Raw genomic sequence first — 14,544 nt, 5'->3', positions numbered from 1 at the left:
CCTCGTTTTTTTAGATGACGGCCGTTTTAACCGCCCTGCCACACTTCAAACATCAGGCTCGCGCAACTGCCGCCGAACCCGAATGAAATTGACATCGCCGTACCAATGCGCGCGTCGCGCGTCGTGCGTACGAGCGGCATGCCATCGACGCCCGGATCCGGCGTCTCGATGCCCGCCGTCCCCGCGATGAAACCGTCGCGCATCATCAGCATCGTGTAGATCGCCTCGTGCGCGCCGCATGCGCCAAGCGGATGCCCGGTCATGCCCTTGGTCGACGAGAACGCAGGGACCTGACTGCCGAATACATCGCTCAAGGCCCGCAGTTCCTCGACATCGCCAAGCGGCGTCGACGGTGCGTGTGTGTTGATGTAGTCCGGATCCTTGCCCGCTTCGGCCAGCGCACCGCGCATCGCGCGCGCGATGCCGGCCGCACGCGGTGCAACCATGCCGGCAGCGTCCGTGCAATCGCCGAAACCGGTCAGCTCGGCGTAAATACGGGCGCCGCGCGCCAACGCGTGATCGAGCGATTCGAGCACCAGCACGCCACCGCCCGCAGCGATCACGAAGCCGTCGCGCGCCATATCGTAGGGACGCGAAGCGTGCTGCGGCATGTCGTTAAAGCCGCGCGACAACGCACCCATGGCGTCGAACATCAGCGTCACGTTGTCGTGCAGCGACTCGCTGCCGCCCGCCAGCACAATCTGCTGGCGGCCCGTCTGGATCAGCTGCATCGCCTGGCCGATCGCGAGCGTCGACGTCGTGCACGCCGACGACGGCGAATAGCTCACGCCTTCGAGTCCGAACACCTGCGCGACATTGGCCGACGCGGTGCTGCTCATCGTATGCGGAACCGTGTACGGCGGCACTTTGTCGACGCCGCGGGTATTTCCGATCGACACGGCCGCGTCGTAACTCGACAGCGCGCCGACGCCCGAACCGATCACCGCACCGGCGAGCGGCGAGCGCAACGCGGCGGGATCGAGCCCGGCATCGCCGATTGCTTTCTTCGCTGCGTGGCACGCAAAGCGCGCGGTGTCGCCCATGAAGCGTTCGAACTTGCGCTCGAACGGCGGCTCCTGCGCGACCGATGCGACGCCCGCCACCTGCGAGCCGAAACCGCGCTCACGCCACGCTTCGATCCGCTCGATGCGCGAGCGGCCCGCGCGCAACGCGGCGGACACGTCGTCGAGCGTATTGCCGAGGCACGACACGATCCCCATGCCGGTGACGACGACGCGTTGCAGCGGCATGCTCATCGAACGCGCCTGAAAATCAGCGACGTGTTGATGCCGCCGAACGCGAAGTTGTTGCTCATCACATGTTCAGCGTCGATCTCACGCCCCGTGCCGACGATGTAATCGAGCGGCGCGCAGGCCGGATCGACGTTCTCCAGGTTCAAGGTCGGCGCATACCAGTTGCGCTTCATCATTTCGATGGTCCACCACGCCTCCAGCGCACCGCATGCGCCGAGCGTATGGCCGACATAGCTCTTGAGCGAACTGATCGGCATGCGTGCGCCGAAGGTCTGCGCGGTCGCATGGCTTTCAGCAATGTCACCGCGGTCCGTCGACGTGCCGTGCGCGTTCACATAGGCGATCGCTTCCGGCGGCAGCTGTGCATCCCTGAGTGCGAGCTGCATGGCAAGCGCCATGGTTTCGGCGGTCGGCTGGGTCATGTGCGCGCCGTCCGAATTGCAGCCGAAACCGACAATCTCTGCATGAATCCGCGCGCCGCGCGCCACCGCGTGTTCATATTCTTCGAGCACCAGCGTCGCCGCGCCTTCGCCGACCACGAGGCCGTCGCGCGCGGCATCGAACGGACGCGGCGTGAGATGCGGTTCGTCGTTGCGCGTGCTGGTCGCGTACAGCGTGTCGAACACGGCGACTGCCGGGCCCGAAATTTCTTCCGCGCCGCCCGCGAGCATCAGCGTCTGCTTGCCGGCCTGGATGGCTTCATACGCGTAGCCGATCGCCTGACTGCCCGACGCGCACGCGCACGAGGTCGGGATGATCCGCCCCTTCAGATCCCAGAACAGGCTAACGTTGACCGCCGTGGTGTGCGGCATCATCTGTACGTAGCTGTTCGACGTGACGTCGCTCATCGAGCCGGTTTCGAGCATCGTGCCGAACGCGCGAATCGGCTGTACCGAGCCCGACGACGAACCATAGGCAACGCCCATGCGACCGTCCCTGATGCTGGCGTCTTCGGCGAGGCCGGCGTCGGCTAGCGCCAGTTCGCTCGCGCGCACCGAGTACATGGACACCGGTCCCATCGAGCGGGTTTTCTTGCGCGGATAATGCGCGGGCGGCGTGAAGCCCGGCAACGGACACGCGAGCCGCGTATGCAGCGACTCGAAGTAATCCCACTCTGGCATCCGGCGCACTGCGTTCACGCCACGCTTCAGGCGCGCTTCGATCACGTCCCAGCTATCGCCGAACGCCGTGACGCCCCCCATGCCGGTAATGACGACGCGCTTCATCACACCATCCCACCGTTGACGCCGATCACCTGGCGCGTGACGTACGAGGCCGCATCCGACATCAGAAAGCTGACCACGGACGCCACTTCGGCGGGCTGGCCGACGCGGTTCATCGGCACCGTCTTCAATGCATGTTCGAGCGGCATCTCATCGAGCATGCCGGTTTCGATCAAACCCGGCGCGACGCAATTGACGGTGATATTGCGCGTGGCCAGTTCGACGGCGAGCGCCTTGGTCGCGCCGATCAGGCCGGCTTTCGCCGCACTGTAGTTGACCTGGCCGCGATTGCCCATCACGCCGGAGACCGACGCGATCGTGACAATGCGCCCGCCTTTCTTCGCCCGCACCATCGGCATGGTTAGTGGATGGACGACGTTGTAGAACGAGTCGAGACCCGTTTCGATCACGATGTCCCAGTCTTCCTCGGTCAGCGCGGGGAACGCGCCGTCGCGGGTCACGCCCGCGCTGCACACAATGCCGTAGTACGGGCCGTGCGCCGCGACATCCGCTTCGAGCACCTCACGGCACACGGCGCGCTCACGCACGTCGAATTGCAGCACGCGCGCCGCGCCGCCTTGCGCGGCGATACCCGTTGCGACAGCTTCGGCTTCAGTGCGGCCCGTGCGGCAATGCACCGACACCGCGAAGCCGTCGGCGGCCAACTTGTACGCAATCGCACGGCCAATGCCGCGGCTTGCGCCGGTAACGAGAACACGCCGGCTCATGAACTGAAACTCCCTTCGATGAATGACTGAAAATCAGGCGGCTGAAAGACCTTGATGACCGCCTCGACGCAACATACATCGCCGTGGTGGATCGTGCATTCGTAGGCGCCGTGGCCTTCTTCGCTGCGCAGTAATTCTGTGGCGTGGATCAGCAACTCGGCTCCGCCGGCAAATGACGCCTGCAAAGCTTTGTAGCTGCGCGAGCCGAGCAGGACACCGGGACGCGTTTTACCGCCACCGCGCATGGCGAGCAGCGCGACGTGCGCGGCGATGGCCTGCGCCATCAACTCGATACCGATCCATGCCGGCATCGCGCCGTCGGCGTCGGCATACCAGGCGTCGGCACGGACCGTTGCTCGCGCGCTGAGCGCCTCTTCGCTGAAGGTGCTCACAGCGTCGATCAACAGCATGGTGCCGCGATGCGGGATGATCGCTTCGATCGGTTGCAGGACGAGATCCTGAATGGAGGGCGTCTGGGTCATCGCGCGCGTCACCGTTCAAGGATCAGGCTGACATTGCTGCCGCCGAACGCAAACGAATTGCTCATCACGCATTGCGTTCCGGCACCGCGCGGCAGGAAGCGCTCGGTTTCGACCAGATCCAGCGCCGGCAAAGCGGGATCGGCGTCGCCGTCCCACAGATGACGCGGCAGCGGCACGTTCTCACGCGCAAGCGTCAGCCACGCGAAGGCGAGTTCGGTTGCGCCCGCCGCGCCGAGCTGGTGACCCGTCAGCGGCTTGGTGCCGCTCGTCGCCACGCCGTTGGGGAAGACGCGCGCCATCAGCTTCGCTTCCATGTCGTCGTTCTTGCGCGTGGCGGTGGCATGAAGATTCACATAGCCGATCGCCGACGAAGCGACGCCCGCATCGGCCAGCGCCGCGCGCAGTGCGAGTTCCCCACCCACACCTAGCGGGTCAGGCGAAGAAATATGATGCGCATCGCTCGATTCGCCGACGCCCGCGAGCCGCACTGGCGCTTCGTCGCGGCTCATCAGGAACACCGCCGCGCCTTCGCCGACGTTGATCCCGCAGCGATTGCGGCTCATCGGATTGGTGCGCACGCCGCTGGTCGATTCGAGCGATGCAAAACCCTGCACCGTCAGCTCGCACAGCGAATCGACGCCGCCCGCCACCACCGCATCGCATAGCCGCAATTGCAGCAGCCGGCGTGCCGACGCAAAAGCCTTCGCGCTCGAGGTGCATGCGGTCGAGATCGTAAACGCCGGGCCTTGCACACCGAGCGCGGCGGCGGCAAACGGCGCGGCGGTGCCGATTTCCATCTGCCGATAGTTGAAGTTGGCGGGCAGGTCGCCCGCTTGCGCCTGGTAGACGAACGCGGCTTCGGCCGCTTCGATGCCCGACGTGCTAGTGCCGAGCACCACGCCGATCCGATGCGCGCCGTAACGCTCGCGCGCCGCTTCGACCGCCGGCGCGATCTGCGCCAGCGCGGCCAGCAACAGGCGGTTATTGCGGCAGTCGTAACGCGCGAGCGCGGCCGGCGGCGCCAGATCGAGCGGCGCGAGCACGCTGCCGACAAACGCTTCGCCAATGCCCGTATGCGCGTTCGCCATACCGGGAGCGTGAGCGGCGGCAAGCGCCGGGACGATTGCGTCGAGGTCGCTGCCGAGGGCATTGATCATGCCGAGCGCGTGCAAATATACCGATGGCGCCTTCATGCGACCCTCCTTGATTCCGATGGCATGCCGATCGGCGCGAGCAGCACCGATACCGCAATGCCGAGCGCGAGCGTGGCGCCGAAACTCTTCAGCGCGGGCATCGCACTCATGCCGAGCATGCCGAACGACAGCAGCGTGGTGGCCGCTGAAAGCAGCACGCCGGTCCACACCGCGCCGAGATCGGCGTCCGCGCGCAAGCAGCCTTCGCGCAGAAACACCGCATAGTTTGCGCCAACGCCGAGCACCAGCATTAGCGCGAGCCAGTTGAAAAGATTGAGCGGCACCTGAACGTAACCGAACACGGCGAGCGTGACACCGACCGCGAGCAACACAGGAAGCGTCACGGCAATGCCACCGCGCACGCGGTCCGCCAATCCCCCAAGGGGACTTCCTTCGCGGCCGGAGACTGTCTGCGGGGCGCCCTCCGGGAGGACCTTCTTTGGGGCGTACCGCAGTATCAGCAGGACGAGCACGAGCGCGAGCGCCCCGCCGAGCCACCAGCCGCTATCCACCCGATACGCGCCGAACAGTTTCGACACGCTCGCCGCCTTGTCGACGAATACAACGCCGGGCAGCGACTGCGCGGTGGCGATCAGTGCGGGCTCGTTCTGCGGCGTCACGCCTTGTGGAATCACGACTGCGGCATACGCTTTGGTGGCCGAATCGACAACACCCAGCCACAGATGCCTGTACGGCTGCGACCACGGCGCGGCGAGCCACGTGTCGACCGTGAGCGGCGGCTGCGGTTTCGCATAGGCGGCGAGCCAGGCGTCGGCGACTTCGTCTTTGAATCCTGCCTGCAACAGCGTGGCGCGCAATGCCGCGGGATCGTTGAACACATGCTGCGCGAGCGATGCACGATCTTCGTTCTGCTGTTTCGCGGACGGCACGAATTGCGCTACCGACTGATAGCTGCCGACCTTGTTCGCCGTGCCGTTCAAGCCGTCCAGCTTCGCGCCCAGCGCTTCAGCGCGTTGCAACACGATCTCCGGCGTATCCCCACGCACCACGAAGAACTGTGCGCTGTTATCCACGCCGACCGCCGCGCGCACCGTGTCTTCCTGCGCAACCAGCGAAGGATCGCGCTGGATCAGCAAATGGATATCGTCGTCGCTGGTCAGACGCAACCAGCCGGGAATCGCCACGATCAGCAACAGCGCCGCAACGAGCCATGCGCACTTGCCGCCGATCGTGCGATGCCAGCGCGCCAGCAGCCGCGCCGCGCCGGTGAACACGCGCTGCGGGCCGCGCTTTGGCGGGCGCGTGAGCAGCGCGGGCAACAACCCCAGCACGGACGCAAACGCCGTAACGATGCCCGCCATGGCGAAGCAGGCGATCTGCTTGAGCGCGGGGAACGGCACCCACATGAGAATCGCGTAGCCGAGCAGGCTGGTGGCCAGTGCCACCGTCAAGGCCGGACGTACCGCGCGCGCACCGCGGCGCGAATCCCAATCGCGCCCCGCGCCGAGATAGACCACGAAATACTGGATCGAATAATCGACCGCCTCGCCGATCAGGCTCGCGCCAAACACCAGCGTCAACAGATGCAATTGGCCGAACACCAGCATCGTCACCGCGAGCGCGCAGACAATGCCTAACGCCGTCGAAACGAAACCGAGCAGCAACAGCCGCGGCGAGCGGAACACCCACATCATCAGGAGCGCAATCCCGCACAGCGACGCCACGCCGATCAGGTGCACCTCGTGTTCCGACGCGCTGCGTGCCGATTCCGCGTAAAACACCGCGCCGGCTCTCGCCACCGAGACGTCGGGGAACGCCTGCTTCAACGTACTCTCACCTTGTGCGAGCGCGGCGAGCACCGCGTGCTGCGTCTTCGATTCGTAGGCCGAACCCGGCAGCGTGGCGACAATCAACACGCTCGTGGCCGCGCCGCGATGCGACACCAGCATGTTGTCTTCGAGTTCGAGATTCGACGTCGCGAGCGGCAAACCGCCGAGCCAGTGTTCGAGCCAGCCGAACGGATCGTCGGCGAGCGGCGTGCTCAAGCCGCCGCGCAATGGGCTGTAGATGCGCTGCGCGAGCGAGTCCCTCAATCCCGCAAGGGGACTTCCTGCGGGGAGGGGGACTTCCTTCGGGGCGCCCCCCAAGGGGACTTCCTTCGGGGCGTCGTGCGAGGTCGCGGCTGAAGCATTGCTCCCTGCGAGTGCTTCGCGGTCGGCAGGCGTCAGCAGACCGAAGCGATAGGGCATGTATAACGCAGCGATCTGCGACAGATCGAACGGCGGCAACTCCGCTGTCACCGAGCCGAACGCCCCGCTCTTCTGCAATGACGCGCCGAGTTGCTTCGCTGCCGCTTTCGCGTGCGCGTCATCGTTGCTGGTGACCAGAAAAACAGTGCGGTCGCCGAGCGCGCCCGCCAGCGTATCGACCGCCTTTTCGGCAACCGGATCCGCTTCGGTGGCAGGCAACAGCGCCAGCAGATTGGTCTGCAGCGGCGATGGTCCCGCGAAACGCCAACCGCAATACAACGCCGCGGCAAGCGCGAGCAACAGCCACGCGGCGCGCATGCCCCACGCGTGTTTCGCGGACCGCTGTTGCAGCACCTGCATTACGGCGCTCCAAGCAAGCTGCGCTCGGCCGGCGTCGGTTCCGTCACCGCCGCGCTTTTCGCAAAGTCGAGCTTCGTAACGTCGCCGTTCGCGAGCGTGATGCGCAGGCTTTGCAGATAATCGCCGCCATTCATCTGTAAGCCTTTGATCGACTGCGCGATCTGCGGCTGGTTCGGCGTGAGGTGCATGCGCCACTGCGCGGCGCTGCCTTCGGCCTGCACGTCGAATTGCGAGTACAGCGCCGACAGATCGCCGCCCAGCATTGCGCGCATCATCTTCGAAACCTGTGCGACGCCGCGCGTGCCCTGGGCACTGCGAGCCGTCACGCGCTGGCCGTTCGCGTTGACTTCGGCGACGCCCGCGTCGGTGATCACATAGGTGGCTTTGTGCGGCGTGTCGATCTGCCAGATCACGCCACGATCGCGGAAGAACAGCAGCGAACCGGTGCTGACGAGCGGCTGCTTCATCGCGGCGAGCGTCTGCGTCTGCGTGAATTGCGCGCGAACGCCCTTGGCTTGGGCGAGATGCGAGGCGATTTGCGAGACCAGCGCGGGGTTACCGGCGGCCTGCGCTTCCTCTGCCGCGGACGCCGCCGCCGGCCACGCTGCCAGGCTCAATGCGCTTAGGGCGCCGAGCGCGAGCAACGCGCCCGCTGCCATGCCGCGCAGGTTCATCGTCCCCATACGCGCTCCAGCTTTTCGAATACGACCGGCGGCGACACGAACTGCAATTCCTGCGTCGCGGCGTCGACGGCGACCTGGATCGTGTAACCCTTCGTCAGCCGCGTACCGGTCGCGCAATCGACGATTTCATAGCCTATTTTCAGGCGGTTTTCGTGTTCGAGCAGTTCGGTGCGCACTTCGATCGCCTGGCCGTAGGTGGCCGGACGCACATACTTCAGATGCGCCTCGACAATCGGCCACAGGTAACCCGAGGCCTGCATCTCGCGGTAGTCGTAGTCGAAAATTCGCAGGAGCGCCGCGCGGCCGATCTCGAAGTACTTCAGGTAGTGCCCGTGCCAGCACACGTTCATCGCATCGACGTCGTGAAACGGCACTTCGACCGTTGCGCTTGCTGTCAGCACTTTTGGGGAACCGGTCATGCGCGCGAGCCTCCGAAATAGTCGCTCAACACATCGCACGCAGCGATGCGCGCGGTCAGGGCGCGCAAGTCGCTTTCCAGCGCGCGGTCTTCGTCGACGAACGGCGAGTGCGCCGTCACGCTATCGATGAAGGCTTGCAGCGGCGCAGGAACCGGTGTGGCGCTGTCGATCTTCAAGCGCAAACGCGCGGCCTGCACCGTCGCGAGCGTATGCGCGGCGGCGACCTGCTCGGTCAGCTCCAGCACGCGCAGACAGTCGCGCGCGGCGATCGTGCCCATGCTGACCTTGTCCTGATTGTGCGCCTCGGTGGAACGCGAGAAAACGCTCGCGGGCATCGTGTTCTTCAACGCCTCGGCCGTCCATGCGGACGATGAAATCTGCACGGCCTTGAAACCATGATTGATCGCGGCACGCGCGGGGGCCGCACCCGACAGGTTACGCGGCAAGCCGTTGTTGAAATTCACGTCGACCAGCAGCGCGAGCTGCCGATCCATCAGATCGGCGAGATTGGCGACCGCGACCTTCAGCGAGTCCATGGCGAACGCAATATGGCCGCCGTAAAAGTTGCCGCCGTGCAGGACGCGCTCGTTGTCGGGGTCGATCAACGGGTTGTCGTTCGCGCTGTTCAGCTCGTTTTCGACATCGCGGCGCACCCACGACAAGGCATCGCGCGTGACGCCGATCACATGCGGCGCACAGCGAATCGAATAGCGGTCCTGCAGACGATGCCCCGGCGTATCCTCACGCCCGGTCAGATCGTCGCGAATCCATGCCGCAGCTTCGGCCTGCCCTGCGTGCGGCTTCACTTCGAACAGAGTTGCGTCAAAATGCGCGGCGCGGCCGTCGAGCGCGACGGTGGAGAGCGCCGTGAGACGCGCGGCGAGGCGCGTCAGATGATCGGCGCGCGCGAACGCGAGACAGGCGAGGCCTGTCATCACCGCGGTGCCGTTCATCAGCGCGAGGCCTTCTTTCGGCGCGAGCGTCAACGGCTCGTGACCCAGTTCGGTCCAGACCTCGCGCACGTCGCGCAGCGAGCCGTCGAACATCACATCGCGTTCGCCTGCCAGCGCGGCGGCTACATACGAAAGCGGCGTCAGATCGCCGCTTGCGCCCACCGACCCTTCCGACGGAATGCGCGGCAACACGCGATGATTGATCAGATCGGCGAGACGCTCGAGCAACACGGGCCGCACGCCGGAAAAACCGTAGGCCAGCGAGTTCAGCCGCGCGGCGATCACCGCGAGCGTTTGCGCGTCGTCGAGATACTGGCCCATACCGCAGCCGTGGTAACGCGTCAGTTGCAATGGCAGGGCTTCGACGAGTTCCATCGGCACGTCGACCACGCACGCATCGCCATAGCCGGTGTTGACGCCATACACGGTCGCGCCCGCCTCCAGATGCCGGCGCAGAAAATCCGCGCCGCGCTGGATACGCGCGCGCCACGCGGGATCGGCGCTCAACGCAACCGGCGCGCGATGCCGGGCGATTGCGACGACCTCTTCGATCGTCAGCTTGCGCCCGCCGATTGTTACCGCCATCACCGCCGCCGCGTTCGCGTGGGTGTTCTCGCTTGCGCTGCCATTCGGCGCCTCGATCAGATCATGTTCGGCCATGTGTGCCTCGCTTGGGGCTGGCCCAGAAATCGAAAAAATTGAACCATTGATAAGGTGCCTTGCGGCAAAAGTGTTCGAGGCGCGCCGCGTAACGCTGCGCCCACGCGGCCAGATGCTGCGCGCGTTCGCGGCGCGGCAACTCGATGCGCTCGGCAAACGGTTCGAAGTACAGACTGTAACCGTCGTGCTCTTTCAGGCAGAAGAACAGATAGACAGGACAGCCCAACGCATGGGCGAGCACGTAAGGGCCTTGCGCGAACGGGGCGGTCGAGCCGAGAAATTGCGCTTCGGTCGTGCGGCCCGCTTCGTGTGCCGGCACGCGGTCGCCGACGATCACCAGCAGTTCGCCCGCGTCGACGCGCTCCTGCATCATCATCGCTGTCTCGGGACCGAAGTCGCTGACTTCGAGCAGATGCCGCGCGAACTCGCGATTCGCCGACGCCAGTACGCTATTGAAGCGCCGCGCATGTTCGGTGTAGACCACGGCGGTGACTTTCGCATAGGCGCCTTGCGCCGCGAGCGCGCGGGTCATTTCCAGATTGCCGAGATGCGCGCCGATCACGAGCGCACCTTTGCCGCTCGCCACCAGGGCTTCGAATGCCGATGGATCTTCGAATTTGACGTCGGCGTTGTTGACACGGCCGGACCACGCCGCGAGCTTGTCGAAGCCCGATTGCGCGAACGCCAGCATGTGGCGATAGGCGGACAGCCAGCCGGGGCGCGGCGTATCGCCATTCGGCGCGGCCTCGCCAAGACGCGTGAAGTAGTTGCTCGACGCCTCACGCGCGGCCCGGCCCGTCAGCAGAAAATACGCGACGATCGGGTGCAGCCACAGCGAGGTGAAGCGACGGCCGAACAGCTTGCAACTGAGCGCGAGCAGCGACATGCCCAGATGGCTGCCACGTTCGGCGATTCGCCACCAGTCCTGCGGGCTCTGATCGCGTGATTCGGCCTGCTTGCCGGGCTCGCCCGGTTCACCCGGCTCGCTTGCCATGGCCGCGCGGCGTGGCATCGCTTTGTGCGCGAGCAGCATCGGCAGTCGCCACAGCATGCCGAACACGAGGCGCGTATGGCTGCGGCTGATGCGCACGTTGTCCCACAGCACGTCGAAATGCGAGACGCCATCGGTTGCGTACGTCACGCGCGTTGGAATCGAGCGGAACGCCGCGCGCCGCCAGTGAAGACGCACGAGAATTTCGATATCGAAGTCCATCCGCGTCGGCAGTTGCACGCTATCGATCAACTCGCAGGCAAGCGCGAGAGGATAGAGGCGAAAGCCGCACATCGAATCGCGAATCGTCAGCGAGAGCGTTTCGATCCACACCCACACGTGCGTCAGATAGCGGCCGTACAGGCGCGATTTCGGCACGCTCTCGTCGTATACCGGGCGGCCGAGGATCACTGCGCCCGGTTCGGCAAGCGCCGCTTCGATGAAATGCGGCACATCGGTCGCGTCGTGCTGGCCGTCGGCATCGATCTGCAGCGCATGGGTGTAGGATGCGGCGCGCGCGGCACGCAGCCCCGCCATCACAGCAGCGCCCTTGCCGCCATTGACCGGCAAGCGCAGCAGCGTGAGCTGCCCCGCGTACTGTTGCGCGAGCGCGGCGAGCACCTGCTGGGTCGCCTCATCGCTGCCGTCGTCGACAACAAAGATCGGCAAGCCGTGCACCGCGAGGTGCGCAACGGTCGCGCCGATCGCGTCCTTGTGGTTGTAAATCGGAATCACAATGCACGGAGCGAACCTCATCATGCAGGCTCCCGATACACAATCACGCCGGACGCGCATTCACGCCCGCTCAGCCGGTACGTGAACTGCACGCGTCCACGCGCTGCGTCGTGAGCAAGCGTCAGATTCAGCACCGCGCCCGGCAGCACCGGCGCCATGAACTTGAGCCGGTCAATCGATGCCAGCGCGCGCACCGCGGGCACGTGCTCCGCGGCCAGATGCATGGCCCAGTGCAGTTGAACGACGCCGGGCAGAATCGGCAGGCCGGGGAAGTGGCCAGCGAAATGCACGAGCGTCGGCGGCACGCGCAGTTCGTAGTGCAAGGTGTCGGCACTGCGGGCAACGGCCAGCACTTCCACACCATCCGCGCGCGGCTCGAAAGCCGCCGCGACCGCTGCCACCGGCAGTTTGCCGCGCGCGTCGAACGGCAACGTGAGACGAAACCGCCAATGACGCGGCAGCACCACCGCATCGAAATAGGCGGCGAGATGACGGCGCAGGGTTTGCGCGAGCAGTACGCGGCCTTCATCGCGCAATGCCGCACTACCGGCTTCGGTCAGCGCCACCACGGCGCCGACGCGCTCGCGCGAAGCGCCTTCCAGCGGCACGATCGACGCTTGCGCGACATACGGATGCAGGGCGAGACGCGCTTCGAGCTCCGGCAGCGACACACGCTTGCCGTCCAGCTTGAGCACGCGATCGAGCCGTCCTTGCAGGCGGAAACGGCCGTCAGCGTCGAGTTCGATTTTGTCGTCGGTGCGATGCCAGGCGGCGTGATCCAGATGCGGCGAGCGGACGTTTAGCGCCCCCTCTTCGTCGCGGCGTACTTCGACGCCGGCCACCGGTTGCCAGGCATCGGTCTGGTCCTGACGACGCCAAGCGATGCCGCCGGTTTCCGTACTGCCGTAGATTTCGAGCGGCGCGGCGCCGTAGGCCGTCGCGTATTCCTGCGCGGCTTCGAGAGCGAGCGGGCCGCCTGAAGAAAAGAACGCGCGCGGCGCCGGCGTCAACGTGGAGAAGCCTGGCAATGCGGGCCAACGCGACAATTGCGCGGGTGTCGAGACAACCACCGTCGCGCCGCATTGCTCGATCTGCGCTTGCAAATGCACAGGTTCGATGCTGATCGCGCGGTCGAACGCGCGGCCCGCGGCAAGCGGCCACAACACGCGAAACAGCAAACCGTAAATGTGATGATGCGGCACGCTCGCGAGCATCGTCGCATCGCCGACCAGAGCGCCCCACTGCTTTTCGAGCGTGTGCACTTCGGCATTGAATTGCGCGAGCGTCTTGCGAATCGGCTTGGGGGTACCGCTGCTGCCGGAGGTGTAGAGCGTCAACGGGGCTTGCGGGTCGATCGTATGGAAGGCGCCTCGCGCGCCGCAGGTGGCATCGGCATCGGCGTCGGCACCTGCGTCTTGCGCGCCATGTGGCAGATCGGCGCCGGTCAGCACGGCGTCGTACGCGTCGGCGAGATCGGCGAGATAGCCGGGCGTCGCATTTGCCGGGATCACCGGCTCCTTGCCGCATGCGAATAAGGCAAACAGCGCGCAGGCGAAATCGAACGGATCGTCGATGCACAACGCGTAGCGTTGCGCGTCCTGCATTTGCATCAGCGTGATCAGAGCCGAGACGCGCGCGCGAAACGCAGCGCGGTCGAGCACCGTCGCGCCGTCGCGGCATACCGGCGCGTTCGCGCCGGAGGCCTCATGGCTCGCCGACAACAGATCATGCAACGCAATCATGCCGCCTCCGAACGCGCGGCTCGTGGCAGCACGACCAGATAACGCCAGACGACCTCGGCCACCAGCAACACGCCGATTAAGCCATAAGCAATGGCGCCGTTATAGAGCGACCAGCTTGAGCGGCTCCAGTACTGCGCCGTATATGCAGAAAACGCACCGTTCAGCGCGAAGAATCCGCACCACACCTGGGTCACGCGCCGCGTATGGCGCACGGCGCCCGGCAACAGGTTCGGATTGCCCAGCCGCGCGAACTTTTCGATCATCGACGGCCCGCGCACGAGCGTCGCGCCGAACGCGATCAACAGGCCCAGATTGACGAGCGACGGATAGAGGCGCAACAGCAGCTCGCTGTTGGTGAGTACGATTGCCGCCGAGGCGCAGCTCAGCAAGCCTACGACTGCCCAATCGATCGAGGAGAGCCGGCGCAGCGAGGTCGCGACCGGACCGCTGCCGGCCCAGCGCTGCAGCCACAGAATCGCAAACAGCATGCAGCCGACATAGCGCGGCGTGTCCCAGCGCCAGGCACACAGAATCAATGCGGGATAGGCGAGTTTCAGCAGGACCTGCAGCACCGATTTGGCCCAGTGGCGCTCAGTGCCGGGCGATGCCCCGGCGGGCCGGCTCGCCGCCGCTTGCATTCGCGAGCGCAGGGATGGCATCAGCCTTGTGCCGCCAGCAGGGACTCGACCGCACCGATCACATCGCCGACCGTGCGCACCGACTTGAATTCTTCCGGCTTGATGCGGCGGCCGGTCATTTCCTGCAGTTTGATCGCAAGGTCGACAGCGTCGATGCTGTCGAGGTCGAGGTCTTCAAAGAGGTGCGCCTCGGGTGTCACGTGCTCCGGCTCAATCGCGAAGTTCTCTTTAAAGATGGCGCGGATGCGTTCAAGAATCTCTGCCTCGGACACGG

13 protein-coding genes are annotated in these 14,544 nt (G+C 65.6%); all 13 read right to left on the bottom strand.

Going from position 1 to position 14,544, the window contains the following annotated elements; all coding sequences use genetic code 11:
- Positions 1–26: 26 nt before the first annotated feature.
- The 13 genes from KHO23_RS22975 to KHO23_RS22915 are packed head-to-tail and all read right to left on the bottom strand — an operon-like array spanning position 27 to position 14,542.
- Positions 27–1,256, bottom strand: coding sequence for a beta-ketoacyl-[acyl-carrier-protein] synthase family protein (locus tag KHO23_RS22975; RefSeq protein ID WP_211613526.1), 1,230 nt, complete (start codon positions 1,254–1,256; stop codon positions 27–29).
- Positions 1,253–2,479, bottom strand: a complete 1,227-nt coding sequence (locus KHO23_RS22970) for a beta-ketoacyl-ACP synthase (RefSeq protein WP_211613525.1) — start codon at positions 2,477–2,479, stop codon at positions 1,253–1,255. The genes KHO23_RS22975 and KHO23_RS22970 overlap by 4 nt, the downstream gene beginning before the upstream one ends.
- The gene (locus KHO23_RS22965) at positions 2,479–3,204 is read right to left on the bottom strand and encodes a 3-ketoacyl-ACP reductase FabG2 (RefSeq protein ID WP_211613524.1); all 726 of its coding nucleotides are present in this window, start codon (positions 3,202–3,204) and stop codon (positions 2,479–2,481) included. The genes KHO23_RS22970 and KHO23_RS22965 overlap by 1 nt, the downstream gene beginning before the upstream one ends.
- Positions 3,201–3,686, bottom strand: a complete 486-nt coding sequence (locus KHO23_RS22960) for a hotdog family protein (protein WP_211613523.1) — start codon at positions 3,684–3,686, stop codon at positions 3,201–3,203. Before KHO23_RS22960 ends, KHO23_RS22965 begins: the two co-directional genes overlap by 4 nt.
- 8 nt (positions 3,687–3,694) lie before the next feature.
- Entirely contained in the window at positions 3,695–4,879 is a 1,185-nt protein-coding gene (locus KHO23_RS22955) for a beta-ketoacyl-[acyl-carrier-protein] synthase family protein (protein WP_211613522.1), read from the bottom strand.
- Positions 4,876–7,449 carry an MMPL family transporter gene (locus tag KHO23_RS22950; protein WP_211613521.1) on the bottom strand — a complete coding sequence of 858 codons (2,574 nt, stop codon included), beginning with the start codon at positions 7,447–7,449 and terminating at the stop codon, positions 4,876–4,878. Before KHO23_RS22950 ends, KHO23_RS22955 begins: the two co-directional genes overlap by 4 nt.
- Positions 7,449–8,132 (bottom strand): outer membrane lipoprotein carrier protein LolA, encoded by a 684-nt coding sequence (locus KHO23_RS22945; RefSeq protein ID WP_211613520.1) that lies wholly within the window; start codon positions 8,130–8,132, stop codon positions 7,449–7,451. The genes KHO23_RS22950 and KHO23_RS22945 overlap by 1 nt, the downstream gene beginning before the upstream one ends.
- The gene (locus tag KHO23_RS22940; RefSeq protein ID WP_211613519.1) at positions 8,120–8,551 is read right to left on the bottom strand and encodes an acyl-CoA thioesterase; all 432 of its coding nucleotides are present in this window, start codon (positions 8,549–8,551) and stop codon (positions 8,120–8,122) included. Before KHO23_RS22940 ends, KHO23_RS22945 begins: the two co-directional genes overlap by 13 nt.
- Positions 8,548–10,164 (bottom strand): HAL/PAL/TAL family ammonia-lyase, encoded by a 1,617-nt coding sequence (locus tag KHO23_RS22935; RefSeq protein WP_211613518.1) that lies wholly within the window; start codon positions 10,162–10,164, stop codon positions 8,548–8,550. Before KHO23_RS22935 ends, KHO23_RS22940 begins: the two co-directional genes overlap by 4 nt.
- The gene (locus KHO23_RS22930) at positions 10,151–11,911 is read right to left on the bottom strand and encodes a glycosyltransferase family 2 protein (RefSeq protein ID WP_211613637.1); all 1,761 of its coding nucleotides are present in this window, start codon (positions 11,909–11,911) and stop codon (positions 10,151–10,153) included. The genes KHO23_RS22935 and KHO23_RS22930 overlap by 14 nt, the downstream gene beginning before the upstream one ends.
- Positions 11,911–13,632, bottom strand: a complete 1,722-nt coding sequence (locus KHO23_RS22925) for an AMP-binding protein (protein ID WP_211613517.1) — start codon at positions 13,630–13,632, stop codon at positions 11,911–11,913. Before KHO23_RS22925 ends, KHO23_RS22930 begins: the two co-directional genes overlap by 1 nt.
- A complete protein-coding gene (locus KHO23_RS22920) occupies positions 13,629–14,291 on the bottom strand; it encodes a COG4648 family protein (RefSeq protein WP_211613516.1) in 663 nt (220 codons plus the stop codon). Before KHO23_RS22920 ends, KHO23_RS22925 begins: the two co-directional genes overlap by 4 nt.
- The gene (locus tag KHO23_RS22915) at positions 14,291–14,542 is read right to left on the bottom strand and encodes an acyl carrier protein (RefSeq protein WP_211613515.1); all 252 of its coding nucleotides are present in this window, start codon (positions 14,540–14,542) and stop codon (positions 14,291–14,293) included. Before KHO23_RS22915 ends, KHO23_RS22920 begins: the two co-directional genes overlap by 1 nt.
- Between the last annotated feature and the right edge of the window lie 2 nt (positions 14,543–14,544).

Source organism: Paraburkholderia haematera (assembly GCF_905220975.1).
GTDB lineage: Bacteria > Pseudomonadota > Gammaproteobacteria > Burkholderiales > Burkholderiaceae > Paraburkholderia > Paraburkholderia haematera.
The sequence above is the reverse complement of the archived record's forward strand: the minus strand, read 5'-3'. Positions and strand labels throughout refer to the sequence as shown.

What these genes read in the sequence shown, in the direction of transcription:
- KHO23_RS22975 (WP_211613526.1), bottom strand. Translation starts at nt 1,256, where the DNA reads ATGAGCATGCCGCTGCAACGCGTCGTCGTCACCGGCATGGGGATCGTG.
- KHO23_RS22970 (WP_211613525.1), bottom strand. Translation starts at nt 2,479, where the DNA reads ATGAAGCGCGTCGTCATTACCGGCATGGGGGGCGTCACGGCGTTCGGC.
- KHO23_RS22965 (WP_211613524.1), bottom strand. Translation starts at nt 3,204, where the DNA reads ATGAGCCGGCGTGTTCTCGTTACCGGCGCAAGCCGCGGCATTGGCCGT.
- KHO23_RS22960 (WP_211613523.1), bottom strand. Translation starts at nt 3,686, where the DNA reads ATGACCCAGACGCCCTCCATTCAGGATCTCGTCCTGCAACCGATCGAA.
- KHO23_RS22955 (WP_211613522.1), bottom strand. Translation starts at nt 4,879, where the DNA reads ATGAAGGCGCCATCGGTATATTTGCACGCGCTCGGCATGATCAATGCC.
- KHO23_RS22950 (WP_211613521.1), bottom strand. Translation starts at nt 7,449, where the DNA reads ATGCAGGTGCTGCAACAGCGGTCCGCGAAACACGCGTGGGGCATGCGC.
- KHO23_RS22945 (WP_211613520.1), bottom strand. Translation starts at nt 8,132, where the DNA reads ATGGGGACGATGAACCTGCGCGGCATGGCAGCGGGCGCGTTGCTCGCG.
- KHO23_RS22940 (WP_211613519.1), bottom strand. Translation starts at nt 8,551, where the DNA reads ATGACCGGTTCCCCAAAAGTGCTGACAGCAAGCGCAACGGTCGAAGTG.
- KHO23_RS22935 (WP_211613518.1), bottom strand. Translation starts at nt 10,164, where the DNA reads ATGGCCGAACATGATCTGATCGAGGCGCCGAATGGCAGCGCAAGCGAG.
- KHO23_RS22930 (WP_211613637.1), bottom strand. Translation starts at nt 11,911, where the DNA reads ATGAGGTTCGCTCCGTGCATTGTGATTCCGATTTACAACCACAAGGAC.
- KHO23_RS22925 (WP_211613517.1), bottom strand. Translation starts at nt 13,632, where the DNA reads ATGATTGCGTTGCATGATCTGTTGTCGGCGAGCCATGAGGCCTCCGGC.
- KHO23_RS22920 (WP_211613516.1), bottom strand. Translation starts at nt 14,291, where the DNA reads ATGCCATCCCTGCGCTCGCGAATGCAAGCGGCGGCGAGCCGGCCCGCC.